At 66.8% G+C, this 26647-nt stretch carries 25 protein-coding genes; 5 read left to right on the plus strand and 20 right to left on the minus strand.

Annotated features, from left to right (window positions below; genetic code table 11):
• Positions 1 to 69: 69 nt before the first annotated feature.
• A complete protein-coding gene (locus tag BVC93_RS24150) occupies positions 70 to 567 on the plus strand; it encodes a gluconokinase (protein ID WP_083739655.1) in 498 nt (165 codons plus the stop codon).
• Positions 568 to 1965: a GntP family permease gene (locus BVC93_RS24155; protein ID WP_083739656.1), complete on the plus strand. Its 1398-nt coding sequence runs from the start codon at positions 568 to 570 to the stop codon at positions 1963 to 1965.
• A gap of 57 nt (positions 1966 to 2022) precedes the next feature.
• Here BVC93_RS24155 and BVC93_RS24160 read toward each other — a convergent pair whose 3' ends face one another.
• From BVC93_RS24160 to BVC93_RS24175, 4 genes are all read right to left on the minus strand, one after another.
• Positions 2023 to 2673 carry an RDD family protein gene (locus tag BVC93_RS24160; protein WP_083739657.1) on the minus strand — a complete coding sequence of 217 codons (651 nt, stop codon included), beginning with the start codon at positions 2671 to 2673 and terminating at the stop codon, positions 2023 to 2025.
• Positions 2674 to 2747: 74 nt separating this feature from the next.
• The gene (locus tag BVC93_RS24165; protein WP_083739658.1) at positions 2748 to 3686 is read right to left on the minus strand and encodes a DoxX family protein; all 939 of its coding nucleotides are present in this window, start codon (positions 3684 to 3686) and stop codon (positions 2748 to 2750) included.
• A 42-nt stretch (positions 3687 to 3728) separates the two neighbouring features.
• Positions 3729 to 4202, minus strand: a complete 474-nt coding sequence (locus BVC93_RS24170) for a DUF6328 family protein (RefSeq protein WP_442928972.1) — start codon at positions 4200 to 4202, stop codon at positions 3729 to 3731.
• 85 nt (positions 4203 to 4287) lie between these two features.
• Positions 4288 to 4860, minus strand: coding sequence for a TetR family transcriptional regulator (locus tag BVC93_RS24175; protein ID WP_083739659.1), 573 nt, complete (start codon positions 4858 to 4860; stop codon positions 4288 to 4290).
• 83 nt (positions 4861 to 4943) lie between these two features.
• On the opposite strand from BVC93_RS24175, the gene BVC93_RS24180 reads away from it, so the two are divergent.
• Positions 4944 to 5615: a class I SAM-dependent methyltransferase gene (locus BVC93_RS24180; protein ID WP_083739660.1), complete on the plus strand. Its 672-nt coding sequence runs from the start codon at positions 4944 to 4946 to the stop codon at positions 5613 to 5615.
• Here BVC93_RS24180 and BVC93_RS24185 read toward each other — a convergent pair.
• The 4 genes from BVC93_RS24185 to BVC93_RS24200 form a co-directional block, all read right to left on the minus strand.
• Entirely contained in the window at positions 5602 to 6672 is a 1071-nt protein-coding gene (locus BVC93_RS24185; protein ID WP_083741294.1) for a prenyltransferase, read from the minus strand. The two genes, BVC93_RS24180 and BVC93_RS24185, sit on opposite strands and share 14 nt — an antisense overlap.
• A gap of 10 nt (positions 6673 to 6682) precedes the next feature.
• Positions 6683 to 7390, minus strand: coding sequence for a class I SAM-dependent methyltransferase (locus BVC93_RS24190; RefSeq protein WP_083739661.1), 708 nt, complete (start codon positions 7388 to 7390; stop codon positions 6683 to 6685).
• Entirely contained in the window at positions 7384 to 8622 is a 1239-nt protein-coding gene (locus tag BVC93_RS24195; protein WP_083739662.1) for a glycosyltransferase family 4 protein, read from the minus strand. Before BVC93_RS24195 ends, BVC93_RS24190 begins: the two co-directional genes overlap by 7 nt.
• 156 nt (positions 8623 to 8778) lie before the next feature.
• Positions 8779 to 11652 (minus strand): aminotransferase, encoded by a 2874-nt coding sequence (locus BVC93_RS24200; protein WP_083739663.1) that lies wholly within the window; start codon positions 11650 to 11652, stop codon positions 8779 to 8781.
• 57 nt (positions 11653 to 11709) lie between these two features.
• Here BVC93_RS24200 and BVC93_RS24205 point away from each other — a divergent pair, with 57 nt between their 5' ends.
• Positions 11710 to 12273 carry an isochorismatase family protein gene (locus tag BVC93_RS24205; RefSeq protein WP_083739664.1) on the plus strand — a complete coding sequence of 188 codons (564 nt, stop codon included), beginning with the start codon at positions 11710 to 11712 and terminating at the stop codon, positions 12271 to 12273.
• On the plus strand, positions 12270 to 13049 hold the full coding sequence (locus BVC93_RS24210) for a nuclear transport factor 2 family protein (protein WP_083739665.1): 780 nt from the start codon (positions 12270 to 12272) through the stop codon (positions 13047 to 13049). Before BVC93_RS24205 ends, BVC93_RS24210 begins: the two co-directional genes overlap by 4 nt.
• Before the next feature lie 15 nt (positions 13050 to 13064).
• On the opposite strand, the gene BVC93_RS24215 is transcribed toward BVC93_RS24210, so the two are convergent.
• The 12 genes from BVC93_RS24215 to BVC93_RS24270 form a co-directional block, all read right to left on the minus strand.
• The gene (locus BVC93_RS24215; RefSeq protein ID WP_083739666.1) at positions 13065 to 13892 is read right to left on the minus strand and encodes a DUF1206 domain-containing protein; all 828 of its coding nucleotides are present in this window, start codon (positions 13890 to 13892) and stop codon (positions 13065 to 13067) included.
• Between the two features lie 40 nt (positions 13893 to 13932).
• Positions 13933 to 14808 (minus strand): DMT family transporter, encoded by an 876-nt coding sequence (locus BVC93_RS24220; RefSeq protein ID WP_236950102.1) that lies wholly within the window; start codon positions 14806 to 14808, stop codon positions 13933 to 13935.
• Positions 14809 to 14882: 74 nt separating this feature from the next.
• Entirely contained in the window at positions 14883 to 15677 is a 795-nt protein-coding gene (locus tag BVC93_RS24225) for an ABC transporter permease (protein ID WP_236950490.1), read from the minus strand.
• A 68-nt stretch (positions 15678 to 15745) separates the two neighbouring features.
• Entirely contained in the window at positions 15746 to 16621 is an 876-nt protein-coding gene (locus tag BVC93_RS24230; protein ID WP_083739667.1) for an ABC transporter permease, read from the minus strand.
• Between the two features lie 3 nt (positions 16622 to 16624).
• Positions 16625 to 17827 (minus strand): polyamine ABC transporter substrate-binding protein, encoded by a 1203-nt coding sequence (locus tag BVC93_RS24235; RefSeq protein ID WP_083739668.1) that lies wholly within the window; start codon positions 17825 to 17827, stop codon positions 16625 to 16627.
• A gap of 62 nt (positions 17828 to 17889) precedes the next feature.
• The gene (locus BVC93_RS24240) at positions 17890 to 18993 is read right to left on the minus strand and encodes an ABC transporter ATP-binding protein (RefSeq protein WP_083739669.1); all 1104 of its coding nucleotides are present in this window, start codon (positions 18991 to 18993) and stop codon (positions 17890 to 17892) included.
• Positions 18994 to 19259: 266 nt separating this feature from the next.
• On the minus strand, positions 19260 to 19841 hold the full coding sequence (locus tag BVC93_RS24245) for a DUF4190 domain-containing protein (RefSeq protein WP_083739670.1): 582 nt from the start codon (positions 19839 to 19841) through the stop codon (positions 19260 to 19262).
• Positions 19842 to 19892: 51 nt separating this feature from the next.
• Complete coding sequence (cydC, locus tag BVC93_RS24250; protein WP_083741297.1) at positions 19893 to 21548, minus strand: thiol reductant ABC exporter subunit CydC; 1656 nt, start codon at positions 21546 to 21548, stop codon at positions 19893 to 19895.
• Positions 21535 to 23124, minus strand: coding sequence for a thiol reductant ABC exporter subunit CydD (cydD, locus tag BVC93_RS24255; protein WP_236950491.1), 1590 nt, complete (start codon positions 23122 to 23124; stop codon positions 21535 to 21537). Before cydD ends, cydC begins: the two co-directional genes overlap by 14 nt.
• A 92-nt stretch (positions 23125 to 23216) precedes the next feature.
• Complete coding sequence (gene cydB, locus BVC93_RS24260; RefSeq protein WP_083739672.1) at positions 23217 to 24266, minus strand: cytochrome d ubiquinol oxidase subunit II; 1050 nt, start codon at positions 24264 to 24266, stop codon at positions 23217 to 23219.
• 13 nt (positions 24267 to 24279) lie between these two features.
• Positions 24280 to 25743, minus strand: a complete 1464-nt coding sequence (locus BVC93_RS24265) for a cytochrome ubiquinol oxidase subunit I (protein ID WP_083739673.1) — start codon at positions 25741 to 25743, stop codon at positions 24280 to 24282.
• 120 nt (positions 25744 to 25863) lie between these two features.
• Positions 25864 to 26466: an HdeD family acid-resistance protein gene (locus BVC93_RS24270; protein ID WP_083739674.1), complete on the minus strand. Its 603-nt coding sequence runs from the start codon at positions 26464 to 26466 to the stop codon at positions 25864 to 25866.
• Positions 26467 to 26647 lie beyond the last annotated feature (181 nt).

Consider the following 26647-nt stretch of genomic DNA (forward strand, 5'->3'; position numbering starts at 1 on the left):
GGGGCTTGAAATAGTCTGATCAATTAGGCATCCTGTGTGACGTAGGACTCAACAGGGTAGGTGAATGAGATGGGCGCACCAATCGTCGTGATGGGCGTATCCGGGTCGGGGAAATCGACGGTGGGAGCAGCGCTGGCGCAGCGGCTGCGAGTGCCGTTCGCCGACGCGGACGACTTCCATCCCGAGGCCAACGTCGCGAAGATGAGTGCTGGGCACGCGCTCGACGACGACGACCGGTATCCGTGGTTGGAAGCCATCGGCGACTGGTTGGCCGAGCACGCCGACGGTGGCGTGATGAGTTGTTCGGCACTCAAACGCAAGTACCGCGACCAGCTGCGCAAGCACTGTCCCGGCACCGAGTTCCTGCACCTGGCAGGCACTGTCGAGGTGATCGGCCGGCGGCAGGCCAGCAGGCCCGGCCATTTCATGCCGGCTTCTCTGCTGGCCTCACAGTTCGACACCCTCGAGCCTCTGGACTCCGACGAGGCCGGTATCAGCATCGATGTCGACCAGAGCATCGATTCCATTGTGGACGAATATATTTCGTCGACCGGACTGGAGAAGTAGATGTCTGAAGCTGCTCTGGCGGTGCTGGCCGCCGATGCGCCCGAACTCGCCGAACCGGTGGCGTCGGGAACCCAGTTGATCCTGGCGTTCCTCGCCGGTATCGCGGTGATCGTCGTCCTGATCACCGTCGTCAAGCTGCACCCTTTCCTGTCGTTGATCTTCGGCGGCCTGACCGTGGGGCTGGTGGCGGGGGAGGGCCTGACCACGGTCCTGGGATCCTTCACCGACGGATTCGGCACCACCGCAGCCGGTGTCGGGATCCTGATCGCCCTGGGTGCGATGTTCGCCAAACTCCTGGCCGACTCCGGCGGCGCCGACGAGATAGTCGACACCATCGTGGGGCGGGCGTCACCGCAGGCGCTGCCGTGGGCAATGGCCTTGGTGGGCTCCATCATCGGGCTGCCGATGTTCTTCGAGATCGGCCTGGTGCTGCTGATGCCGGTCATCTATCTGGTGGCGCGGCGGTCTGGGTTGTCACTGATAACCGTGGGAATACCTGCGCTGGCCGGTCTTTCGGCGATGCACGGCTTTGTGCCGCCGCACCCCGGGCCGCTGACGGCCGTCGATCTGCTGGGTGCCGATCTCGGGATCACGCTGGCACTCGGTGTGGCGGTGGCGATTCCGACCATCGTGGTGGCGGGCCCGTTGTTCGGAAAGCTGGCAGGCAAGTGGGTGGTGGTCGGCGCGCCGGACACCTTCGACGCCGACGAGCGTGACGAACACCGGCGCAGGCCGTCGTTCGGAATCACCTTGTTCAGTGTGCTACTGCCTGTCGCCCTGATGATGGGCAAGGCATTGGTGGACATCTTCATCGATGACAAGTCGAACTGGTTCCGGGTGATCTTCGACAGCCTGGGCACACCGTCGATCGCGCTGTTGCTGGCCGTCATCGTCGGAATGTTCACCCTCGGCCGCGGTGCCGGCATGGACCGCGCGGCCATCACCAAGTGTGTGGAGTCCGGGTTGCCTCCGGTGGCCGGCATCATCCTGATCGTCGCTGCCGGTGGCGGTTTCAAGCAGGTACTGGTGGACAGTGGCATCGGGACGTTGCTGGCACGGTGGGCCGAGACCGCCAACATCTCGGTGATCGTGCTGGCGTGGGTGCTCGCGGTGCTGATCCGGTTGGCCACCGGCTCGGCCACCGTCGCCACCATCACGGCCTCCTCACTGGTGCTCGGCCTGGTCGACGGGATGAGCAGCGGTCAGGTATCCCTGGTGGTACTGGCCGTGGGCGCCGGATCGGTGTTCTTCTCCCACGTCAACGACGCCGGATTCTGGTTGGTGAACCAGTACTTCCGGCTCAGCGTCGGACAGACCATCAAGACATGGTCGGTGATGGAGACGGTGCTGTCGGTGACCGGCCTGATCGTGGTGCTGATCCTCGACATCTTCATCTAGCCGGACGAGAACGGCCCCCACCTCGGTGGGGGCCGTTTCCGTCGGTGTCGAGCGTGGTTAGCCCTTGACCACCTGGGTGCCGCCGGCAAGCTCGTCGTGCTTGCCCTGCTTGATGGGGCTGTTGTTGATGGTCACCGCGATCACGATGTAGGCGATGAACGCGAGCAAGCCGCCGATGAACGGGATGATCGACAGCAGCGTGAACGAGTTGCGGATCGCAGACTGCTTGAAGTCCGGTTTCGGAGCGCCGCCGGGGCCGCGAACCGACAGACCGAGCATCTTCTTGGCCGGAGTCCAGCCCTGCGTCACCTCGAAGCCCACAAAATAGGCGAATACCAGCACGCCGGAGAAGATCCCGGGAACCAGGTAGCCGTCCCAGAGCCCGGTGGCCAACAGCAGGATCGACACCACGATGCCGACCAGGACTCCGTCGATCAGCCGCGCCGCGAACCGAAGGCCGAGGCCGCCCGGCTCCACCCCGCCCACCGGACCGAACTGCGGCGGCGGGTAACCGCCGGGCACCCCGTACTGCGGAGGTGGTGGAGGTGGGTAGTTGCCCTGCGGTGGGGGCGGGTAGTTGCCCTGCGGCGGGGGCGGATAGGCGCCGCCGGGCGGCGGGCCGTACTGCGGTGGCGGTGGCGGCGGGTAGGCGCCCGGCTGAGGCGGGTAGTTGGGATCCGGATTGTTGGGATATTCACCCGAAGTCATCAGATCGGCTCCTGATCGCAGTCATGGACGCCTGTAACTTACCGCGCCAGCGGCAAAAGCCGATCAGGCCGCCGTCAGCGACTCAAGTCCTTCACCTTCTTACGTGCCTGCTTCTCGGCCTTGATCCGCGCTTTCCGCGTCCGCCGGGACAGCTCCTCGCCCTGGCTCAGCGCGGTATGGGCCAACTCGCCGCCGCGGTCACGCGCCACGTCGGCCAGTTCCAGGCCCCGGTCGCGGGCCACTTCGGCAAGGTCGCCGCCGCGGTCACGGGCCACGTCGGCCAGTTCCAGACCGCGTTCCCTGGCGATCTCAGCCAGCTCGGCGCTACGCTCGCGAGCCACCTGCGCCCACTCGGAGCCGCGATCCAGCGCCACTTCCGCCCATTCGGCCCCGCGCTCGCGGGCGGCCTCGATCAGCGGCGCACTCCGCTCGGCGAGTTCGCGCCCCCGCTCGGCACCGGCGTGCAGCCCGTCCTGCAGGTTCTTGCCCACCTTGTCGGCGAGTTCACTGTCGATCAGCGCCGGAGTTGAGCCGCTGGGTAGTGCCGAGGAGACGGCGTCGCTGACCTTGTGGGCCGCCCGGCGACCGCGCCATCCCAGGGACGGTTTGCCGGCGGTGTCGGCGGCGGCGATGATCAGGCCGCCCAGCAGGCTCATGTCGACGAGGAAGTCTTTGCGCTTCTGTGCCTTGCGCTCGGGATCGACCTCGGACCAGAACATGTGGGAGCCGAGGTTGGCCGGGATGACCGTGGCAGCCAGCGCGGCCGACGCCAGGCGGGGCACCTTGCCGGTGGCCAGTAGGACTCCGCCGCCGATCTGCACGGCTGCGGTGATCTTCGCGAACGTCTCGGCATCGCGAGGCACCTTGGGGCCCACCGGTTCCGGGAGTTTCTGCAGGCCCTCCAAGGTGGGACGGGCGGCGTCTGCTGCGGGTTTGGGACTGCGCAGCGCTTCGATGCCTTGACCGATGAAGGCGGCGGACAGCAGGGGACGGGCGACTCGGCGAAGCAACATGACGGCCGTGTTCCCCGCCTGACAAAGGTGCAAACCGGTTGATCACGACCTCCAGGTACGGCGCATCCGCAACGGCAACACCACCCAGAAGAGAATGAATGCACCGAACGCCACGGTGCCGGCGATGACTCCGGCAAGGTCGCCGGCGACGGCCCCGAAAACCAACACCACCACCCCGACCAGCGAAAAGCCGAGGAACATCATCCCCGCATAGGTGGTCTTGTGCGCGGCGGACACCAGCTGGTCCAGTCGGTGCTGACGGAACAACACCCGGTGCATGGCCACCGGACTGGCCAGCAGCACCGTACTGATGATCGAGCAGCCGACGGTGACCAGGTAAACGAGCCGCAGCGCGGTGTCGAGATCGGCGAACCGGTCGTGGAAAGGCAGCGTCAACAACAGACCGGTGAGCAGTTGCACGCCGGTCTGGGCCACTCGAAGTTCCTGCAGCAGGCTCGCCCAGTTGCGGTCCAGCTTCTCGGTCTCGGTCTCGTCACGCTCAGCGGCGGCGCTCACGTGACCGATCATCGCACCGCTCACGGCGCAGCAGCACGACTCCGCGTGATGACGAGGCTCCGCTCGGATGCGGACGCGCCGGGTCTCAGCCGAGCACCAGGCGAGCCGATTTCTCCAGCAGGTCGGCGATCTGTTGATAGGACGCATATCCCATGCCGGCGCGCACCAGAGCACCCGCATACATCAGCTCCAGGGTTTCGACCACCGAGGGATCGCTGTCGGCGCCCAGCGCCTCCGACAGCCGCCTGTTGATCTCGACGCCGATGCGCAGGCGCAGATGCTCGACGTCGGGATCCTTGCCCAGCAACGCGGTGGTGACCGCACCGGCGAGCTCGGGTTCGTCGGCCACCAGCAGCGCGATGTGCCGCAGCACCGCGACCACCCGGGCGGTCCGGTCCGGTGAATCGTTGGCCGGCACCGGGGTGCCGGCCAACCGGCGCCAGAAAACCTCGGCCACCAGGTGCTCTTTGGAGGAGAAGTAGGTGTAGGCGGTGGCGGCACCGACACCGGCCTCCGCAGCCACCAGCCGGATGGTCAGACCCGCAAAACCCTCACGGCTGAGCACGTCCATCGCGCATCTGCCCAACCGGTCCACGGTATCGGCTTGCTTGGCGGTCAATCGACGCCTGGTGGCTTCCCGAGCTACCGGATCGGACACATGTCCGGACGCTACTACAACGGCCTGGGCCCGGCAAGGATGTGCGCTGGATATCGACACTGCCGACGGGCTAGGTTGCCTGTATGGCCGATACCGACACCACACCCGAGGCGCAGCGTGCCCAGCAAACCGATCGCCTATTCGCTCTCGCGGATCGGGTGACGGGTTTCATGCCCGCCGACGAGGGGCGCGCGCTCTTCGACGCGGCGTCGTCATATCTGGCCGGCGGGGTCGGGGTGGAGATCGGCACCTACTGTGGAAAATCCACCGTGCTGCTCGGCGCCGCCGCGCTGAACACCGACAGCGTGGTGTATACCATCGACCACCACCACGGCTCCGAGGAACATCAACCGGGGTGGGAGTATCACGACACCACCATGGTCGACACGCACACCGGGCTGTTCGACACCCTGCCGACGTTCCGCCACACTCTCGACGAGATGGCGTTGCCGGACAACGTGATTGCAGTGGTGGGCAAATCGCCGGTGGTGGCTCGGCATTGGCGGACCCCGCTGAACCTGCTGTTCATCGACGGGGGCCACACCGAGGAGGCGGCACAGCGTGACTTCGAGGGCTGGGCACCCTGGGTGCAGACCGGCGGTGCGCTGTTGATCCACGACGTGTTTCCCGATCCCCGCGACGGCGGTCAGGCGCCGTACCTGATCTATCGGCGGGCACTCGACAGCGGCGAATTCACCGAGGTGTCGGCATGCGCGTCGCTGCGGGTGCTCGAGCGCACGCTCAGCGCTCGCTGACCACGCATTCGCAACCGAAGTCGGCTTCCAGGCCGCGGGGTAGTTCTTCGGCCCGGAAGATGCCGCTGCCCGGTGTGGTTCGCGAGAGCGCATCGGCGGCCAAGATCACAGCGGCCCCGGTCCAGGTGGTGCGCTCCACCGGCCACCGCTTTCCATCGGCGTACACCAACCCCGTCCAGTAGGAGCCGTCGCGTTCACGCAGATGTTGCATGTTCTCGAATTGCTCGAGGGCACGGTCGGTTTCGCCCATGGCATCCAAGGCCAGCACCAGTTCACAGGTTTCCGCACCCGTCACCCACGGTCGGTCGTCCACACACCGGACACCGAGGCCGTCGACCACGAAGTCCGACCACCGCTCGGCGATGCGCTCGTCGGCGCCGTGACCGCGCAGCGCGCCGCCCAATATGGGGTAGTACCAGTCCATCGAGTGGTGCGGCTTCTCGGTGAACGATCCGGGATGTGCGACGATCGCGTGCCCCAGGACCCCGCAGGCCACCTCCCACTCCGGTTGCGGCTCGCCGATGTAGTTGGCCAGCGCCAGCGCGCACCGGATGCTCTGGTAGATGCTCGCGTTCCCCGTCACCAGGGCTTCCCTGATGGGCCCGGTGGGTCCCTGCGCCCAACAGATCTCGCCGCCGTCGAGCTGCAACGTGATCACGAAGTCGATGGCGTCGCGCACCGTCGGCCACATCCTCTGGGCGAAGGCGTCATCGCCGGTGACCAGCATGTGGTGCCACACGCCGGTGGCGATGTAGGCGCAGAAGTTGCTGTCGCTGTTGGCGTCCTCGATGACCCCGGCCCGGAACTGCAGCGGCCACGACCCGTCGGTGCGCTGTTCGCGCCGGCACCATTCGAAGGCCGCCCGTGCGGGTTCCAGCAGGCCCGCGGTGGTCAGGGCCATGGCGCATTCCACGTGATCCCACGGATCGGTGTGTGCCAGTGGCGACCACGGAATGGCGCCGGACGGTTCCTGAGCCCGCGCGATGGATTGCGCGGTCTCCACGCATTGGCTCGCCGACAGGATGCCGGTTACCTCGGGAACCTCACTGCGCCGCAACATGGTTGCCTCACTTCTCGAAGTACAGCGCTACGCTCTTGCCGATCAGCGGGTTCAGCGCAGCTTCTGCGGTGCGCGTCAGGGCAGGCGCCGACATCATGTCCCACACCAGCAGCCGGTGGTAGGCGCTGACCGCCGGGTGTTTCGTCTTCTCCACGCCCACAGCACATTTGATCCACCAGTACGGGGAGTGCAGCGCGTGGGCGTGATGGGTATGGGTGAACCGCATGCCTCGCGACTCGACCTTGGCGCGCAGCTCGTCGGCCTTGTAGATGCGGATGTGCCCGCCCTCGTTGGCGTGATACTCGTCGGAGAGCAACCAACACAACCGTTCCGGTAACCAGCGTGGCACCGTCACGGCCAGCTTGCCGCCGACCTTGAGCACACGCACCAGTTCGGCGATGGCTGCCTCGTCGGCCGGCACGTGTTCCAGGATCTCCGAGGCGATCACCACGTCGAAGGTGCCGTCGGCATAAGGCAGCGCCAGCGCATCTCCGGCCACCGCTTCGGCCACTGCGCCCTCGGGCGCCTCGCCGGCGGCTGCCATGGCCTCGAACATCGTGGTGACGTTCTCGAGTTCTTCCTTGTCCTGGTCGAACGCGATGACGTCGGCACCACGGCGGTAGGCCTCGAAGCTGTGCCTGCCCGCGCCCGCCCCGACGTCTATTACCTTGGTTCCGGGCCCGACGCCCAGTCTGTCGAAGTCGACGGTCAACATGTCCGCATCCGATCGATAGCCCGCTGATACACCGTGACCGTCTGTGCGGCAACGGATTCCCAGCTGTAGATGTCCACTGCGCGCCGGCGGCCCGCCAAACCCATGCGTTGTAGTTCGTTGGGGGAGTCCAGCAGTTCGCCCAGGCTCTTGGTGAGTTCCTCGACATTGCCGGGCGGCACCAGTACGGCTGCGTCACCACCAGTGCCCAGCACCTCGGGCAGGGCACCGGCCCGGCTGGCGACGATCGGGGTGCCACTGGCCATGGCCTCCACCGCCGGCAGCGAGAAGCCTTCGTACAGCGAAGGGATACAGGCGATTTCGGCTGATGCCAGCAATGCGGCCAATTCGGCGTCGGACAGGCCGCTGGAGATGTGCACGATGTCGGAGATGCCGAGCTCGGCGATCAGCTTTTCGGTGGGACCGTTGCTCTCCAGCCTGGCCACCAGCTGCAGCTCGACCTCACGCTCGGTGCGCAGCTTGGCCACGGCCTGCAGCAGATTGGCCACGCCCTTGAGCGGCACATCGGCGCTGGCGATGGCAATGATGCGACCACGCACCCGCGGGGCAGCGGAGGGGGCGAACACCGCGGTGTCCACACCCAGCGGCACCACGTGCAGCTGATCGGGGCTGACCCCGAAGTCCGCCGCGATGTCGGTGGCCGAGGTGGTGGACACGGTCAGCAGGTCCGGAATGGACCTGGCCACCTTCTTCTGCATCTCCGCAAAGCCGTACCAGCGGCGCACCAGCGGCTTGCGCCACCACTTGGCGACCGCCAGATCGAGCACCCGGTCGCGGGTGATGGGGTGGTGCACGGTGGCCACGACGGGCATGCCCGACGCGGCGATGCGGCGCAGTCCGGTGCCCAGGCTCTGGTTGTCGTGTACGACGTCGAATTCGGCGCGCCGCTCGGCAAGCAGCTTGGCCACCCGCAGGCCGAACGTTCGGGGTTCGGGGAAGCCGGCGGTCCACATGGTGCCCAGCTCCAGCAGGTCGATCGTGTCGCGGATCTCGCTGGGTCTCGGCACCCGGAACGGGTCAGGTTCCCGGTAGAGATCCAGGCTGGGGACCTTGCACAGCCGCACCCTGGGATCGAGGCCGTCGGGATAGGGCTGCCCCGAGAACACCTCCACGTGGTGTCCCAGATCGGCCAGGCCTCGGCTCAGATGTCGGACGTAAACACCCTGGCCGCCACAGTGGGTCTTGCTGCGGTAGGACAGCAGGGCGATGCGCATACCTTTCACCTATACCCGACCGGTCGCGTCGCCGCTGAAGTCGAGCAAGGGAACGCCACAGTGTCTGGACATGTGTCTGGACTTTAATTCGCGTAGCTAACCAGCGCAACGCGCACCGCCGTCGCTGCACGCCAAAACGCAGGGTGACCTGCTGTTTCACCACCCGGTATGCAATACGCGGTCCAACACGTCGACAAAGAAGTCGGCCGACTCCCTGGTCAGGCACATCGGCGGTTTCATCTTCAACACGCACATGTGGTCGCCGGTGGGTTGGACGATAACCCCCAGCTCGCGCATCCGCTCGCAGATTGCCGCGGTCTCGGTGACCGCCGGCTCGAGGGTGGTGCGGTCGCGCACCAGTTCCACTCCCATGTAGAGCCCGCTGCCGTGGACGGCGCCGATCAGCGGATGCCGGGTGGCCAGCTCGGTGAGCCGGCTACGCAGATGCTCACCCACGGCGGCGGCGTTGTGTTGCAAACCGTCGCGCTGGATCACGTCGAGCACCGTGAGCCCCACAACGCTGGACACCGGGCTGCCGCCTGCCGAGGAGAAGAAGTACCCCTCGTTGCGGTACGCATCGGCGATCGCCTTGGTGGTGATCACGGCGCCCAGCGGCTGGCCGTTGCCCATGGCCTTGGCGACGGTGACGATGTCGGGCAGCACCTTCTGCTGCTGGAAGCCCCAGAACCAGCTGCCGAGCCTGCCGTAGCCCACTTGCACCTCATCGGCGATCGCCAAGCCGCCCGCGGCGCGCACCGCGGTGTACACCGCGTCGAGATACCCGTCGGGCAGCGCCACCCCACCGGCGTTGCCGTAGAACGGTTCGGCGATGAACGCTGCGGGCGGGCGGCCCTCGGCTGCCAGGCCCTCGATCACCGCCACCGCCTCGGGGGCATAGCGTACGGCGTCGCCACCCCGGTGCCTGCCGCGAAAGCTGTTGGGAGACGGCACTGTATGTACCCAGTCCGGGCGGGTGGTCAGCGCATTGGGATTGTCTGCCGTGGAGGTCGAGACGGCGTCGGTGGCATAGGTCCAGCCGTGATAGGCCTCGGCCACGGCCACCACGTCCTGTCGGCCCGTGGTGGTGAATGCCAAGCGCAGGGCCAGGTCCACGGCCTCCGAGCCGGAATTCACCAGGAACACCGTGTCCAGGGGGTCGGGCAAAGTGGCCGCCAGCCGTTCGGAGAACTCGACCACCGCAGCGTAATTGAACCGGGAGTTGGTGTTGAGCTTGCGCCATTGGCGGGCAACAGCGTCCGCCAGTTCGGGATGTCCGTGGCCAATGCTGGTCACGTTGTTCACCATGTCGAGGTAGCTGCGGCCCTCGGTGTCCTGCAGGTGTTCACGCCAGCCGCGCTCGATACGCGGCGGGTTGCTGTAGTACTGCTCTTGCACCGCGGCGAACGACCGCCCGCGCCTGACCAGCAGCCCGGCACTGTCCTCACCCTCGACGTGCGCAGGCATTCCGACCAGAACGCCCGGATCGTGAGTCAGTGCCAACCATCCCGGCGCATACTCGGGACGCACGAAAGCTGGTACGGGACAGCAATTCTCGCCGGTCACCTGGATCCACAACCGGCCGGGGCCGGCCACCGCCAGCTCGTCACCTCGGCCGATCATGGTTGCGGTGGACGTGATGTCGCCGCGTATTCGCAGCGTCACGCCGGGCCCGGCCAGGCGCAGCTCGTCGGCCTCTACGGCAATCCTGCCGGGCCAGGGTGCGAGCAGCTTCGTCGGCGCGCTGACCCACACATCGATACCGGTGGGGACACTGGCCGGTGACTCACTGCTGCGCAACACGGATCTGGTCAGCCGCGGCTGACCATGGGTGGTGGCGACCAGCGCCGCGCCGGTCTCGGTTGCCAGTCTGTCTTCGATGTCGCTGTCCAGCCAACGCCCGGCGTCCAGATCGTCGGACAACGTCGACAGATCCAGCACGTGCGCCGCGGCGCCGTCGATCAGCCGGCCCCAGTCCTGCGAGGGTGCGGGGGCCTCGACGCCCAGCGCAGCACCTATCAGCCGGGTCACCACCGTCGCCGGTACCGACAACGACCGCTGGAAGATGTTCCACTCGTCGGCCAGAGCGCTTGCGGCGTAGTTGTTCTCCCGATCGATGGCGACCTGTTGGTGGCCGCTGACCACCAGCGTCGCCGCCCGAAGGATCACCAGGGGCCACAGCACTTCGATCTCGGCGGCGGCAAGCGGTCGTTGCCGGTGGAAGGCCGCGATCAGCGGTAGCGCAGCGGCGGGTTCGCCGTCGGCGTGCCGTAGCACGGCCGAGGCGGCGATGGCGAGCTCGCCCACGGCCCAGGATCTGGTCAGGTCGCCCAGATCGATGATCCCGTCCGGTAATCGGGTTTCGGGGGAGCACACCACGTTGTCATCGGTCAGGTCGCCGTGGATGACCTGCACGGGCAGCTGGTCAGCCAGCGCGGTCACCACCTGCCACGCCGCCTGGGCCTCGCTCTCGATCCGTGCCCGCATCCGGGAGTCCTGGACGTAGGGAGCCAGCAACGTCACCGTGCGGTCCGCATGCCGCAGATCCCACTGCAACACCCGGTCCACTCCGGGGTGGTCGAAATCGGCCAGCGCACGCACCACGCGGCCGGCGAGGGTGCCCAACGCGGCCCACCGCTGCGGTGACACGTAGCGGTCGCCGCCGAGGGTGCCGCCGGCAAGGAAGTCGATGATCCGGGCGTAGAGGCTGCCGTCCGTGCCGACATCGGCGATGGGGCCCGTCGCCGGGCCGACGTTGCGCGCGGTGCGCACGGCGGGCTCGCGGTCGGCGATGTACTGCGCCGCGGCGTCCTGCGCCTCGATCTCCACCAGGGTGAAGGCGGGGTTGGCGACCTTGAGCACACCCACCGGTTCGGTGCCACGGCGCAGCAGGAAGTTGGCGTCCTGCTGGCTGCCCAACACGGTGACGCCGGCGTCGACGCCGAAATGGGTCCGCGCGATCGCCATGGCGTCGGTGCTGTCGAGATCCGGTACCGGGAGTTCGGTCGCCTGGAAGAAATCGAAGGTGCTCACCGCTGCTCCTTGTCCCGAATAGTGCCGGTTCACTGTACGTCCCGATACGGTGGAGGCATGCGTGCGCTGATAATCGTCGACGTCCAGAACGACTTCTGCGAAGGCGGTTCGCTGGCCGTCGACGGCGGCACGGCCGTGGCGCGCGAGATCAGCACGCTTCTCGCCGGCGCCCATCCTTACGACCATGTGGTGGCCACCAAGGATTTTCACATCGACCCGGGCGAGCATTTCTCCGACACTCCCGACTTCCAGGTGTCCTGGCCACGGCACTGTGTGGTGGACACCCCCGGAGCCGACTTCCATCCCGAACTGGCCACCGGCGCCGTCGAAGCCGTCTTCCACAAGGGGCAGTACGAGGCCGCCTACAGCGGATTCGAGGGCGCCGATGCCGAGGGGGTCGCGCTGGCCGACTGGTTGCGCGCCCGCGGCGTGGATGCGGTGGACGTGGTGGGCATCGCCACCGACTACTGTGTGCGGGCCACCGCCGCGGACGCGGCGAAGGCCGGGTTGCGCACCAGGGTCCTGCTGGATCTCACCGCAGGTGTCGCCCCGGCGTCCACCGCCGAGGCAGTGGAGGATCTGCGGGCCATCGGCGTCGAGATTGTCGGCGCTTCGGCGTGACACCCCACGCCGAGGCTGAGCTGCTGGCTGCGGTCGAGCGGTCGCCGCAGGCGGCGGCGCGTCACGACCGGGCAGGCTGGCTGGGACTCTTCACCGACGACGCCGTGGTGGAGGACCCGGTGGGCTCGGCGCCTCATCGCGGACGTGATGCCATCGGTCGGTTCTTCGACACGTTCATCGCGCCACGCGACATCACCTTCCATCCGTATGCCGACATCGTCTGCGGGTCGACGGTGATCCGCGACGTGACGCTGGAGGTCGGCATGGGTGGTGGTGTCACCATGAATGTTCCCGCCATCCTGCGCTACGCCGTCCGCGATGTCGAAGGGGAGCTGAAGATCAGTCAACTACAGGCATTTTGGGAGCTACCTTCGATGCTGTGGCAGTTCGCCCGCCGCGGTGTGCCCGCTGTGCCGGTGGCACTGGGACTGACCCGCTCGCTGCTGTCGAATCAGCATCTGCGTGGTGCGGCGGGATTCCTGGCCGGCCTGCACCGCACGGCTCGTCGGCACCGTGGCTCGGTCGATGCACTGGTGGCCGCGCTCACCGGCGGTGACCAGTTGGCAGGACGGCGGATACTCGGCGCGGGCGCGCGAGTCACCGTCGGCGACGACGCGGCGCTCGGACTCGACGCGCTCGGGGTCCGCCTGCACGGGGCCCGGGTGAACTCCCGGATCACAGCGGGGCCGACGACGGCGGTCTCGTTGCGCCGGGCCGACGGTCCCGCGGTGTTGCTGATCGACACCGATCCGTGGACGCTGCGGCTGTTCTGCTGACCCGCGGCGGCAGGGTCACATCCGCGCGAAACGTGCCATCACAAAACAGAAGGCGCCGTAGGCCGCGAACCCCAGCGCGGCGATCACCAACAGGATCTTGCCGAACGGTGCCTCACCCAAGGTCTTGACCGCTGCGTCTATCCCGGACGCCTTGGCCGGATCAGAGCTGAGGGTAGCCACGATCACCAGCAGGCCGGCGCCGGCCAGCACAGCCCCCTTGGCGATGTAGCCGACCTTGCCCATCGGAGTGACGACCGACCCGCCGGAGACTCTCAGGTCTTTGAGGAACCTCTCCGATGCGCCCTTGTAGACGTGGTAGCCGCCGACGCCGATCACGACCAGGCCGACCACGATGAGAAGTGCTTTGCCCCAACCGGACTGCATCAACTGAGCCGACATGCCGGCGTTCTGCTGGCCACTGGACTGTCCGGTGCCCATGGCGAATCGAACGGCCGAGAGTGCCAGGCCGCAGTAGACGATGGCCAGGGCCAGTGATTTGACCCGGTTGAACTGCTTCTTGGCGCCTTTGTCGTCGTCGGTGGGTTCATTGGGATGGGAGCCCACGACGGTTTCGGCCAGCCGCCACGCGGCCAGGCCGAAGAGGCCGGCAGCGGCCAACCACAGGGCCAGGGCGCCGCCGCCGCTGGAGGCCAGCGTCGCCAGGGCTCCCGACTGGTCGGCGTTCTGGTTGGCTCCACCGCCGCCGAAGGCCAGCCGCACCACGATGTAGCCGAGCAGCAGGTGCAGCACGCCGCTGGTGACGTAGCCTGCGCGTGCGGCGTATTCGAACGCGTTGGTACTGGTGGCTCGATCCACCGCACCGTGAACCCGATTGTCGACCATGTCAATTCCGGTACCCGGCGGGGTGTCACGACAAACAGTTTCACCTTCGGGTGATCATCACGCCCAGCAGTGCCAGTGCGCCGCCGATGAATCCGAGCAGGGTGGGAACTTCGCCGAGGAACACCCAGGACAGTCCGATGGCGATGGCCGGAACGGCGAGTGTGGTGGCGGTCAGTGCGCCGGCGTCGGAGCGGGCCAATGCGTAGGCCCAGGTGAGGAAGGCGATGGCGGTGGGACCGATGCCCAGGAACACCACCCCGAGCACGGCCGAGGTGGGTGCGGCAGCAATCTCGCTGAACGCCTGCGGCGCAAACGGAGTGGTGACCAACAGGCCAGTCGCGCATCCCACCCAGGTGGCCGTCACGCCGTCGACGGACCGCAGAGCCACTTTCTGCATCAGCACACTGGCCGCGTACAACACGGCTGTGATCAGCCCGAGGGTGATACCGAGGCGGTCGTTGACGGTGCCGCCCGAGCCGCCGAGGGCGATCAACACGATGCCCGCGAAGGCGGTCAGGATGCCGACGACACGGGCGCCGGGAAATCCTTCACCCAGGAACAGGCCGGCGAACACCGCGACAATGATGGGCGCGAAGTTGACCAGCAGGGCCGCCGTTCCGGCATCGAGGTGTTGTTCGGCCCAGTTCAGCAGCACTGTGTAGGTGGCAAACCACAGCACCCCGTACCCCATCACCAGCGCCAGGCTGCGGCCACGGGGGATCGGGCGCCGGTAGTAGAGGGCGACGAGCATCAGCGCGGCGGTGGCGACCAGCATCCGGGTGAAGGCCATCGGCCCCGGCGACAACGAGGCTCCGGCCGCTCGGATCACCACGAAGGACGATGCCCACAGCAACACGGTGACCGCTGCGGCCGCCGGAACCAGGTAGCTGGAGGTCAAGCTGTCAGGTGCCCGCACGGCTCCTACCTTTGCGGTGCGGGCCGCCAACGGCAAGCGGATTTACGTCAGGACCCTCTCAGATCCTGCCAGTGTCAGGTGTCGATTCGCTTGCGGCGGTACAGCGTTCCGACGGCGATCAACAGCAGGCTGATCACCAGGATGGCCGTGGCCAGCACGTTGATCTGCGGTGGCACAGACGCTTTCACGGCGGCGTTGACGTACAGCGGGTACGTCACGGTGGATCCGCTGACGAAGTAGGTGATGATGAAGTCGTCCAGCGACAGTGCGAACGACAGCATGGCCGCGGCAACGATGCCGGGCACGATCAGCGGCAGCGTCACCTTGAAGAACGTCCGGGCGGGTCCTGCCCCGAGATCCATCGAGGCGTCTTCGAGCGTCCAGTCGAAGCCGCGCACTCTGGCCCGCACCGTCATCGCGATGAAGCTCACCTGGAAGGCGATGTGCGCGATCACGATCGTGGTGTAACCGGCCGGCCAGCCGAGGTCGAGGAACAACACCAGCAGCGAGGCACCCATCACCACCTCGGGTGCGGTCAGCGGCAGCACCAGGAAGCCGTCCACCAGGCGGTCGCCCTTGAACCGTTGCCGCACAAGGGCAATGGCCAGCAGAGTGCCGAGCACCAGCGCGATGGCGGTGGATACCGCGGCCACGTTGAGACTCATCTGCAGTGCGGCCGTCAGCGGTGGGTACTTGAACGGGTCGGCCCAGTTGGCGAGGGTGAACCCCTGCCAGGTGTAGTTGAACTTGCCCTGGGGATTGTTGAACGAGAACGCGACGATCACCGCGATGGGGATGAACAGGTACAGCAGTACCAGTCCGGCGACCACCCGTAAGGTGATGTCGCCCACCTTGAGTCGGGCCAGCAGACCGGGCTGGTTCTCGGAGGCGTGCTCGGCGACGTCGGCGTTGGCGGCGGCAATCCGGTCTTGGATGCTCACACCAGGTCCTCCGTCCCCAGAGCCTTCGTGTACATGATCACGCCCACCAGGATCAGGCCCATCAGCAACATCGACAGCGCAGCCGCGGCCGGGTAGTCCTTGACCACCAGGAACTGCTGCTGGATCACGTTGCCGATCATCGTGGTCTGTGTGCTGCCCAGGTACTCGGCGTTGATGAAGTCACCGACACTCGGGATGAACACCAGCATGCTGCCTGCCAGCACACCCGGAAGTGCCAGCGGCATGATCACTTTCGTGAAGGTGCGCCGGTTGGTCGAATACAGGTCCTTGGACGCCTCCAGCAGCCGCGGGTCGATCTTCTCCAGGCTGACGTACAACGGCAGGATCATGAAGATGATCCAGTTGTAGGCCAGTCCGCCGACCACCGCCCAGCTGGTCGAGAGCAGCCGGCCCTCACTGGGCAGCAACCCGACGGTGCCCAGCAGGCTCACCACCCAGCCGTCGTCGGCCAGGATCGTCTTCCACGCGATGGTCCGGATCAGGAACGTCACGAAGAACGGCAGGATCACCAGGCCCAGCAGCAGGTTCTTGTAGCGGCCCGCCTTGAATGCGATCACGTAGGCCAGCGGGAACGCCAGCACCAGGCAGATCACGGTGGCCAGGAACGCATAGCTGAACGAACGGATGATCTGGTCGGTGTAGGCCGAGAACGCCTGACCGTAATTGCCGAAGTCCCACGAGAATGTCAGTGTCGGCATGAACACCGACCCGCCCGTGGACGACAATGACGTCCGCGCCAGCGAGATGAACGGCACCACGAAGAACAGCCCGAGGTAGGCCAGCCCAGGCAGGATCATCAGGTACGGAGCGATCTTGCTGCGCTGCCGGCTGCTGGAAGCTACGCCGGCCATCGGTCAGCCGCCGGTGACGGCGGCGTACGCCGAGTTGAACTCAACCGTCTGCTCATCGGTGAGCGCCGGCCAGCCCTTGACCTTGTCCAGGATCTCCTGAGGCGGGTTGATCAGCGGGTTGGCGGCGGCATCGGGGTCGATCTTGTTGAGCTCGTCGGTCATGTCCGAGAGCACCGGAACGTACTGGACATATGACACCAGCTTGGCGTAGTTGGCGCGGTCGTAGATGTAGTTGATCCACTCCTCGGCGGCCTTCTGGTTCTGCGTGGTGTACGGGATCACCATGGTGTCGACGAACGTGGTGCCGCCGGACTCCGGGACGATGAACTGCAGATCCGGGTTGTCGGCCTGCAGCTGCACAACGTCGCCCGAATACGCCTGTGCAATGGCGATGTTGCCCGCGGCCAGGTCGTCGGCGTAGTCATTGCCGGTGAAGCGGCGGATCTGTCCGGCGTCGCGCTGTGCGGCCACCAGGTCGATGGCCTTCTGCACGGTCTCGATGGTGGGGTTCTCGATGTCGCTGCCCTGGCTCATCATGATCATGCCCAGGCCGTCCTGCGAGTCGGAGAACAGGCTGACCCGGCCCTTGAACGCGGGGTCCCACAGGTCGTCGATCGAGGTGATGTCACGACCGGTGGCGGCCCGGTTGTACGCCAGGCCCACCAGGCCGGACATGTAGGGTGCGCTGAACTTGCGGCCAGGGTCGACACTGGCCTCCAGCAGATCCTCACGCAGGTTGCCGAAGTTGGTGACGCGGTCGTGGTTGATCTCGTTGAGCCAGCCCAGACCGTGCAGGCGGGCAGCCATGAACGTGGTGGGGATGGCCAGGTCGGAGCCGATGTCCTGCTTGCGTGACAACGGTTCCTTGATTTTGGCGAACCACTCCTCGTTGTCGTTGAGGTCTTCTTTGTAGTCGACGGTCAGGCCCGTCGCGGTCTGGAATGCCGCGACGAACCCGTCGGCCATGTACAGCGGCCAGTTCGAGATGCGCAGCGTGCCCTCAGCCGGGGAGCCGTCATCGGGCACGGCAGAGGCGCTGCCGGCGGAGCTGCCGGAGTCGCTGCTGCCGCAGGCGGCCAGGAAGGAACCGCCCAGCGCGAGTCCTGCGGCTGCCGCGGCGCTGCCGCCGAGGAAGCGGCGACGAGACGCGCGGTTGGCGGTGAGACGCGACAGCAGCGCGGGATCGATGTCCGGGGTTCTGGCCATGGGGCAAGCCTTTCGAGGAAGGGGCTTTCAGTGAGGGCTGAGGGGCTCGGTGAACGGTGGCATCAGGAGTCGTCGAGCATGTCCTCGAGGTCTTCGGCGGTGGGGATGTCGGCAGCCGGCAACACCAGGGAGGCGTCTGCGGCCCAGCCGACATACACCTCGTCACCTGGGCGTAGCAGCGGCAAGTTCTGTTCGGGGCCGACGTGCGCGACGATCGGCGACTTGTCGGGCGCCACCAGCGACAGTCGGACGACCGGACCTTGGAACGTCAGATCGGTGACGGTGGCGCGGACGGATGTCACGCTTGCGTCGGAGAGCTCGGTGGTCGAGACGCGGACGCGTTCGGGACGGACCATCAGGGTGGCCTTGCCGCCGTTCTCGATGGTGGTATCGCCGGAGCGGGCCCTGATCGTGGAACCGAGAACCGCGAGGTCGGCGAACTCGCCCGACGATGCGGTTTGTTTGCCGTGCCACAGATTTGCCTGTCCGATGAAGCTGGCGACGAACACCGAGGCGGGGTTGTCGTAGATCTCGGTGGGCGTGCCGATTTGCTCAACCTTGCCGAGGTTCATGACCGCGATGCGGTCACTCATCGTCAGCGCTTCCTCTTGGTCGTGGGTGACGTAGACGAAGGTGATGCCGACCTCGCGTTGGATCCGCTTCAACTCGAACTGCATGACGTGGCGCAGCTTCAGGTCGAGTGCGCCCAGCGGTTCGTCGAGCAGCAGTGCGCTTGGGTAGTTGACCAGTGCCCGGGCCAGTGCCACACGCTGTTGCTGGCCGCCGGAGAGTTGGCCGGGGCGGCGCTGGGCGAAGTCGGTGAGCCGCACCACCTCAAGGAGCTCGTCGACACGGCGCTTGACCTCCGACTTGTCCTTCTTCATGCTGCGCGGCCCGTAGGCGACGTTGTCCCAGACGCTCATGTGCGGGAACAGCGCATAGTGCTGGAACACGGTGTTGACGTTGCGTTTGTGCGGGGCGACGCGGGAAACGTCGGCTCCCTCCAGCCGGATGGCCCCCGACGTCGGAGTCTCGAATCCGGCGATCATCCGCAGCGTGGTGGTCTTGCCACACCCCGACGGGCCGAGCATGGAGAAGAACTCTCCCGCGCCGATGGAGAAATCCGCGTCGGCGACGGCGACGTAATCGGCGAAGCGCTTCGTCACGTGGTCGATCTCGATGACCGGCGCGCCGGATGGTGCGCTGCCCTGCTGTGTTGTCTGTTCTGTGGCTTGTGCGCCGGTCTTGCTCAGAACATGCCTCCTCGGTGCTGCGTTGCGCTCAGAGGGCCAGGGTTTTGGGCCGACTGATTGCAACTGTCAGTCAACCTTCACCCATCCTTGGCCGGGCCGCAACCGATTCCGTGTTGAAATTTGGTTTCGGCGATGGATTCCCTTGCCAAGGGCATGTCCGACGGGGCAGTCTGGCTGCCTCAGGGGGTCGGAGTGAGCGTGACGCTGAACCGGTTCTCGAGGTTGCCGCGGAACTCGTCCTCGCACTGCATCTGCGCAGAGGTGTCGCTGCCTGCTTGCTGCATGCAGTCGAAGTAGTCGCGACCGCCGACCTGCAGGAAGCCCCACACCCCGAAGGCGATGAGCGCGGCGTTGAGCACGATGCCCAGCAGGCCGATCACCACGCCTGCTATCGCGATACCGCCGTTGGTGGCCTCGCCTTTCTTGGCGCGCCGGTAGCCGATGAATCCGAGCACGATGGCCACGAGGCCCAGGACGAAGCCGCCGAACACGGTCAACACGGCGGGCAGCGACAGGATGCCGACCACCAGGGCGGCGATCCCGAGACCGTTCTTGGGCGCCGCGGGTGGCTGACCGTAACCGCCCATGCCGTCCGGCCCGGGATAGCCGGGATAACCGGGGTAGCCAGCCGAGTACGGCTGCGGCGGCGGCGGGGGATATCCGCCTTGGTACGCACCGGGCGGCGGGGGCGGCGGATAGCCACCCTCCGGATATCCCTGATACGGAGTTTCGGGCTTCTTGGGCTCGGGGGTTTCAGTCATGACTCTCCGGATCAGGTTCGTGCGGACGACAGACGGGCGCAACGTTACCCGTCACCATTGCTGGGCAGACACCGTTAGAGTGCGACAGGCGGGGGTGTCGGCCAGGTCGTGCGGCAGGTGATGGGTAGCCACCACGACAGTGCGACCGTGTTCCAGCAACCCACTGTCGGTGCGCAGCAGTGCCCGCAGGAGTTCATCGGCATCGGAGCGGTCCAGGTGCTCGGTAGGTTCGTCGAGCAGCACCACATCGGCCCGGCACAACAGCACCCGGGCCAAAAGCAGCCTGCGTCGTTGTCCCGCCGACAGTGCGGCCGGGCCACCGTCGAGCACGGTGTCCAGTGCGGCGGGCAAGCTGTCGAGCCAGTCCCGCAATCCCACCGCGGTCAACGCCGCGTGCAGTTCGTCGTCGGTGCAGTCGCCGCGGGCCACCAACAGGTTGTCGCGGACGGTGGTGGCGAAGACGTGCGCATCCTCGGCGAAGAACGCCAGCACCGAGCGGAGTTCCGGTTCGGCGAGCGTGTCGAGGGCGACGTTGCCCACGGTCACCTGGCCGGCCACGGGTGGAAGCAATCCGGCCAGCGTCATCAACAAGGTGGTCTTGCCGGAACCGCTGGGGCCGCGGACCACCAGCCGACTGCCCGGCGGCAGTGTCAGAGTCACCGGGGCGGCGGCCGTTTCGGGGGTGAAGCCTGCCACCAGTCGGTGGGCGCGCAGCGTGGTATCGGTGGGCCGGGTGGCGGTACCCGGCTCCGTGGCTGATCCGGTGAGGGCAAGTAGCCGGCGTGCGGCGATACGGGACCGGGTGAGCTGGATCGCCGCGGCGGGCAGTGCGGTGGTGGCCTCGAAGGCCGACAGCGGCAGCAGCATCAGGATCGCCAGCGTGGTCGGTGCCACCGACGGTGCGATTCCCAGACCGGCGACCACCGCACCCAGCACACTGATACCGATTGCCGCGGTCGGTACAGCCGCACCGAGCGCCGCGGGTCGCGCCGCCAGGTCCAGCGCGACACCCCAATCGCGCTGCCGTTGCCGAGATTCGGCGACAATCCCCGGCAACCGGCCGCCGACGCGCAGTTCGGCGGCATGGTCGAGGGCCAGCATGGCCAACCCGTCTCGCTGAGCGTGCAACTCTCTGGCCGCCATCTCCTGGGCCGCGGCGCCACGGGCGGCAAGCCACGGGGCCACCACACCGGCGATCAGCAGGCAGATCGCCAGCACCGCCGCAGCAACGGGGGAGATCAGCGCGATGGCCACCACCGCCGCTACCGACAACACAGCGGCCACGGTGATGGGCAGGACGGCCCGCACCACCACATCGGCCACGTCATCGACGTCGGCGCCGACCCGGCCCGCCAGTTCGCCGCCGTCCAGTCGGGCCACCGTGTCCACCGGCCCGTCGGCCAGCGCACGGTAGAGCCGCGTCCGCGCTGTACCGGCGGCGCGCAGCGCGGTGTCGTGGGAGGCCAGGCGTTCGCAGTAATGCAGGACGCCGCGGGAGATGCCGAAGGCCCGCACCGCCACGACGGCGACCGTGAGATCCAGGATGGGTGGCATCTGCCAGGCTCTGGTGATCAGCCAGGCCGACACCGCGGCCAATGCCAGGGCACTGCCCAGCGACAGCACCCCGCACAGGCCCGCCAGCAGCAGACGCGGCATCCGCGGTCGCAGCAGGTGCCACGCCAGCACCAGAGGATCAGACCGCAGCATGGCTGCCCACCTCACGCTTACTCACCGCGGTCACGTGATCGGCGATCGCCAGCACCGGGGCGCGGTGGCCGACGATGACCACCGTGGCTCCGGTGCGGGACCGGGCGACGAGCGCCTGCAGCACGGCCTGCTCGGTCGCGGCGTCCAGGTGGGCGGTGGGTTCGTCGAGCAGCAGCACCGGGGCCGGCGAGCCGAGGGCACGCGCCAGGCCGAGTCGCTGGCGCTGTCCGAGTGACAGTCCGACCCCGCCGCGGCCAACGACGGTGTCCGCGCCGTCGGGCAGCTCGGCCAGGACGCGATCGAATCCGGAAGCGGCGCAAGCGGACTCGGGGTCGGTGAGTGGGCCGTAAAGAGTCAGATTGTCGGCGACGCTGCCCGGTATGAGCACCGGACGCTGCGGCAGCCAACTCAATTGGGCCCACCAGGCCGCCGGCTCCAGATCGGCGACGTCGAGGTCCCCGACGGTGACGCGCCCGGATGCGGCGCGTGTCAACCCGGTGATCACCTGCAAGGTGGTGGACTTGCCGGCACCGTTGGGGCCGGTGAGCACGGTGACGCGGCCCGGCTCGAACCGGGCGTCCAGGTGGGCCGGTGCGAAACCTGAACGGCTTGGCACGCAGAGTGATTCGACGACGATGGTGGCGCCGGCGGCTTGCACCGTCGCGGTACCCGCTACGGCTGTGGGGCGCTCATCGATGAGTGTGAACGCACGTTCGGCGGCCGTCTTGCCGTCTTGCGCGGCATGGAACTCGACGCCGACGCGCCGCAGCGGCCAGAACACATCCGGCGCCAACAGCAGCACCGTCAGCGCCGTCGCCAGGTCGAGGTCGCCGTACACCAGCCGCAGTCCGACGCTCACGGCCACCAGCGCCACCCCGAGGGTGGCCAGCAGTTCGAGGACGAACGAGGACAGGAACGCGATGCGCAGCGTGGCCATGGTGGAGCGGCGATGAGCGTTTGACAGGTCGGCGATTCGGCTCTCCGGGCCCTGTGCCCGGCCGAGGGCGCGCAGGGTAGGAATGCCTGCGATCAAGTCGAGCATCCGCGCCTGCAAAGCGGTCATGGCGTCCAGTGCGGCGGCGGATCGTTCGGCGGTGGCCAGCCCGATCAACACCATGAAGATCGGGATCAGGGGTAGCGCCACCAGGACGATGGCGGTGGCCTGCAGATCGAAGACCGCCATCACCAGCACCGCCGCCGGGGTGAGGATGGCGGCCAGGATCAGTGCGGGGAGGTAAGCGGTGAAAAATGGGCGTAGGCCGTCGAGTCCGCGCACCACCACAGCGGCCGCCTCGTCGCGGCGTTCGGCGATGGTGCGCGGATCTGCAGCGGTCACGGTCTCGAGGACGCGCCCGCTCAGATCGGCGATGGCGCCGCTGGCACCACGCTGGCTCAGTCGCGCCTGGGTCCACTGCGCGGCGGTGCGCACCGTCCACAACACCGCCAACAGAACCAGTTCGGGTGCCCAGCCAGACAGCGAGCGGCTGGCGGGATCGGTGATGATGCCGCTGACGATGTGTGCCAACAACACCGCCGACGCCAGCGCACTGCCGGCGATCACCACACCGCACCCCACGGTGGCCGCCAGGAAGCGCCGCACCGCGACCGAGGCCCGGATCAGTCGCGGATCCAGCGGCGCCCGGCTGCCTGGCGTGCGTGGGGTGGCGGTCAGTGCGAGTGCCCCAGACCGATGGGGTCGGGTATCCGGTCGGTCGAGATGCGCTGCCGGAACACCCAGTACGTCCAGGCTTGGTAGATGACCACCAGTGGCGCGAAGATGGCCGCGGCCCACGTCATCACCGTCAATGTGTATGGGGTGGAGGACGCGTTGAAGATTGTCAGGCTCCAGTCCGGATTCAGCGTCGACGGCACCAGGTTCGGGAACAGCGCCCCGAACGCCAGCACGATCACGGCCACCACCACCAGCGTTGTCGAGATGAAGGCCCACCCGTCGCGGGTCCCCCTGTGCAGCAGCGCAACTGCCGCCAGCTGGGCCACAACGGCCAGGGCCAGCACCGCCCAGGTCCACGTCTTGCCATACCCCAGTTGGGTCCAGATGCCGAAGCAGGCCACCAGCGCCGTCACCGGCCAGGTCAACAGCCGGGCCACCCGCAGGATGTCGGTGCGGATCTCACCTTCGGTTTTCAGTGCCAGGAACGCCGCGCCGTGCAGCAGGAACAGCCCGCCGGTAGCCAGCCCGCCCAGCAGTGTGTACGGATTGATCAGCGCGGCGAAGGTCAGGTGAATCTGGGCGTCCGCGTCCACCGGCAGCCCCTGCACCAGCGACGCGAACGCAACGCCCCACAGGATGGCGGGCACCCAGGAGCCGATGGCGATGCCGAGGTCGGCGCGTTTGCGCCAGGTCGCGTCGTCGATCTTGCCGCGCCATTCGATGGCCACGATCCGCAGGATCATCGACAGCAGGATCGCCAGCAGCGGCAGGAACAGTCCCGAGAACACCGTGGCGTACCAGCCGGGGAACGCGGCGAACATCGCTCCGCCCGCGGTGATCAGCCACACCTCGTTGCCGTCCCAGACGGGTCCGATGGTGTTGAGCACCGCGCGGCGGCGTTTGTCGATCGTCACGGAATCGGAACCGCTGCCCATGCGGGCAAGGGGTTCCATCAGCATGCCGACGCCGAAGTCGAAACCCTCGAGGACGAAGAACCCGAGGAACAACACGGCGACGAGGATGAACCAGATCTCTTGAAGTCCCATGGTCGCTTGCTCCCTAATACGCGAACGAGAGTGGGGCCACGTCGTCGTCGCCGGGTGGCTTGGGTGGCGCCGGCTCGGAGTCGTGTTCCTGTGGGCCCGAGACGATGTAGCGGCGCAGGAGGTAGAACCAGATGACCGCCAGCACCGCGTAGGTCAGGGTGAGGCTGATCAGACTGATCCACACCATGGTGGACGAGTGGCCGGACACCCCCTCCTGCACGGTCAGATGCAGCATCGGGTCACCGTCGATGTTGGGTACCACCACCCAGGGCTGACGTCCCATCTCGGTGAAGATCCATCCCGCACTGTTGGCCAGAAAAGGTGTCGGCAGGGTCAGGAGCGCGAATGTCGAGAGCCATTTCTTGTCCGTGGTGCGGCCGCCCCTGGTCAGCCACAGGGCCGCGAGTGCGAACAGCACCGGCACCGCCATGAAGCCGATCATGGCGCGGAACGACCAGTAGGTGACAAAGAGGTTCGGCCGGTAGTTGCCGGGGCCGAACTTCTCCTCGGCCTGTTGTTGCAGGTCTTCGACGCCGTCGAGCGTGACGCCGGTGAACTTGCTCTCGGCCAGGAACGGCAGTACGAATGGCACCTTGATGAGGTGGATGACGCTCTCGCAGTTGTTGTGCGTTCCCACCGTCAGGATCGAGAAATCGGGATCGGTTTCGGTGTGGCACAACGATTCCGCCGACGCCATCTTCATGGGCTGCTGTTCGAACATCAGCTTGCCCTGGATGTCACCGGTGAAGAACAACGCGGCCGCCGAGATCAGTGCCACCCAGCAGCCCAGGATGGTGGCGGGGCGGTACATCGTCCGGGTCTCGGGAACGGTCTCGGTCCCGGTGCGCGCGTTGCGCACCATCCACCAGGCGCACACACATGCCACGAACGTGCCCGCGGTCAGGAATGCGCCTGCGACGGCATGCCAGAACGCGGCGATACCGGTCTCGTTGGTGAACAGCGCGACGATGCTCTCGAGTTCGGCGCGGCCGGTCTCCGGGTTGTAGCGCGCACCCACGGGATGCTGCATGAACGAGTTGGCGGTGATGATGAAGAACGCCGACAGGTTCACCGCGATGGCGACGATCCAGATGCAGGCCAGGTGGACCAGTCGAGGCAGCCGGGTCCAGCCGAAGATCCACAGGCCGATGAAGGTGGACTCGAAGAAGAAGGCCACCAGGCCTTCCATCGCCAGCGGTGCTCCGAAGACGTCGCCGACGAAGCGGGAGTACTCACTCCAGTTCATCCCGAACTGGAATTCCTGCACGATGCCGGTGGCCACGCCGATGGCGAAGTTGATCAGGAACAGCTTGCCGAAGAACCGCGTCAGCCGGTACCACTCCGAGCGCCCGGTGATCACCCAGATGGTCTGCATCACTGCGATCAGTGGCGCCAGACCTATGGTCAGCGGCACGAAGATGAAGTGATAAACCGTCGTGATTCCGAACTGCCATCGCGATACGTCGAGGGCGTCCATGTGCACCTCCCGGGGCCGCGGGTCTCATCTACTACGACACATTGTAGTAGAGCGCATGGCCGTGCGACCAGCACTTGAAGACTTCCACCGCAGTGACGTCCCCGACAAGGGACCTTCGGTCTACCCGGTGAGGGCTTTTGATTCCTTCCTGATGCCGAAGGCCATCACGATCTCGAACACGCCCGTCACGATCAGCCAGATGCCTACCACCAGCGCCAGTGTCGCCAGCGATTCGAACGGCATCACCATCATCACGATGCCCGCGATCAGCGAGACGACACCGAAGAAGATCTCCCAGCCCCGGCCGGGCAGCGTCTTGTCACTGATCGCCGAGGCGGTGGTGGCCACGCCGCGGAAGATGAAGCCGATGCCGATCCAAATCGCCAGCAGCAGAACGGAGTCCGCCAGGCTCAGGAAACACAGCACACCCAGCACCACCGAGGCCAGGCCGCTGATCCCCAACAGGACCTTGCTGCCCACTGGAGCGCGCAGGCTGAAAGCCAGCACCACCTGGGCGATTCCGGTGACCAGCAGATAGGCGCCGAAGAAGATGGCCGCGATCAGGATGGAGATGCCCGGCCACGCCACGACGGCGATACCGAGCAGCACGGCAAGCACCCCCGAGATCAGGGTGGACTTCCACAGATGAGGTAGCAGTGAAGGAGCCGGACCGGAGACCGGACCAGGAGCTGGTGTCGTGACCATGGCGGAAGTGTGGCACATGCAGATCGCAACCGCGTTGAGTTCCGGTCACAGTCGGTAACGTCGGCGAGTACGGAGAATGTCCTCATGCCCAAAGGGCGTGGTGGTTAATGTTCGGTTACCGGGGCTGCACTCCGGGTGCCCGGTGGTTAAGGTCGTCGGCGGTCCGGGACCGTCGCAGGATGGCCCGATCAAAGAGAAG

This window comes from Mycobacterium sp. MS1601 (genome assembly GCF_001984215.1).
Classification (GTDB): Bacteria; Actinomycetota; Actinomycetes; order Mycobacteriales; family Mycobacteriaceae; genus Mycobacterium.

Coding starts and splice junctions, on each gene's coding strand:
- BVC93_RS24150 (WP_083739655.1), top strand. CDS start 70: ATGGGCGCACCAATCGTCGTGATGGGCGTATCCGGGTCGGGGAAATCG.
- BVC93_RS24155 (WP_083739656.1), top strand. CDS start 568: ATGTCTGAAGCTGCTCTGGCGGTGCTGGCCGCCGATGCGCCCGAACTC.
- BVC93_RS24160 (WP_083739657.1), bottom strand. CDS start 2,673: ATGACTTCGGGTGAATATCCCAACAATCCGGATCCCAACTACCCGCCT.
- BVC93_RS24165 (WP_083739658.1), bottom strand. CDS start 3,686: ATGTTGCTTCGCCGAGTCGCCCGTCCCCTGCTGTCCGCCGCCTTCATC.
- BVC93_RS24180 (WP_083739660.1), top strand. CDS start 4,944: ATGGCCGATACCGACACCACACCCGAGGCGCAGCGTGCCCAGCAAACC.
- BVC93_RS24190 (WP_083739661.1), bottom strand. CDS start 7,390: ATGTTGACCGTCGACTTCGACAGACTGGGCGTCGGGCCCGGAACCAAG.
- BVC93_RS24195 (WP_083739662.1), bottom strand. CDS start 8,622: ATGCGCATCGCCCTGCTGTCCTACCGCAGCAAGACCCACTGTGGCGGC.
- BVC93_RS24205 (WP_083739664.1), top strand. CDS start 11,710: ATGCGTGCGCTGATAATCGTCGACGTCCAGAACGACTTCTGCGAAGGC.
- BVC93_RS24215 (WP_083739666.1), bottom strand. CDS start 13,892: ATGGTCGACAATCGGGTTCACGGTGCGGTGGATCGAGCCACCAGTACC.
- BVC93_RS24230 (WP_083739667.1), bottom strand. CDS start 16,621: ATGGCCGGCGTAGCTTCCAGCAGCCGGCAGCGCAGCAAGATCGCTCCG.
- BVC93_RS24235 (WP_083739668.1), bottom strand. CDS start 17,827: ATGGCCAGAACCCCGGACATCGATCCCGCGCTGCTGTCGCGTCTCACC.
- BVC93_RS24245 (WP_083739670.1), bottom strand. CDS start 19,841: ATGACTGAAACCCCCGAGCCCAAGAAGCCCGAAACTCCGTATCAGGGA.
- cydC (WP_083741297.1), bottom strand. CDS start 21,548: ATGCTGCGGTCTGATCCTCTGGTGCTGGCGTGGCACCTGCTGCGACCG.
- cydB (WP_083739672.1), bottom strand. CDS start 24,266: ATGGGACTTCAAGAGATCTGGTTCATCCTCGTCGCCGTGTTGTTCCTC.
- BVC93_RS24265 (WP_083739673.1), bottom strand. CDS start 25,743: ATGGACGCCCTCGACGTATCGCGATGGCAGTTCGGAATCACGACGGTT.
- BVC93_RS24270 (WP_083739674.1), bottom strand. CDS start 26,466: ATGTGCCACACTTCCGCCATGGTCACGACACCAGCTCCTGGTCCGGTC.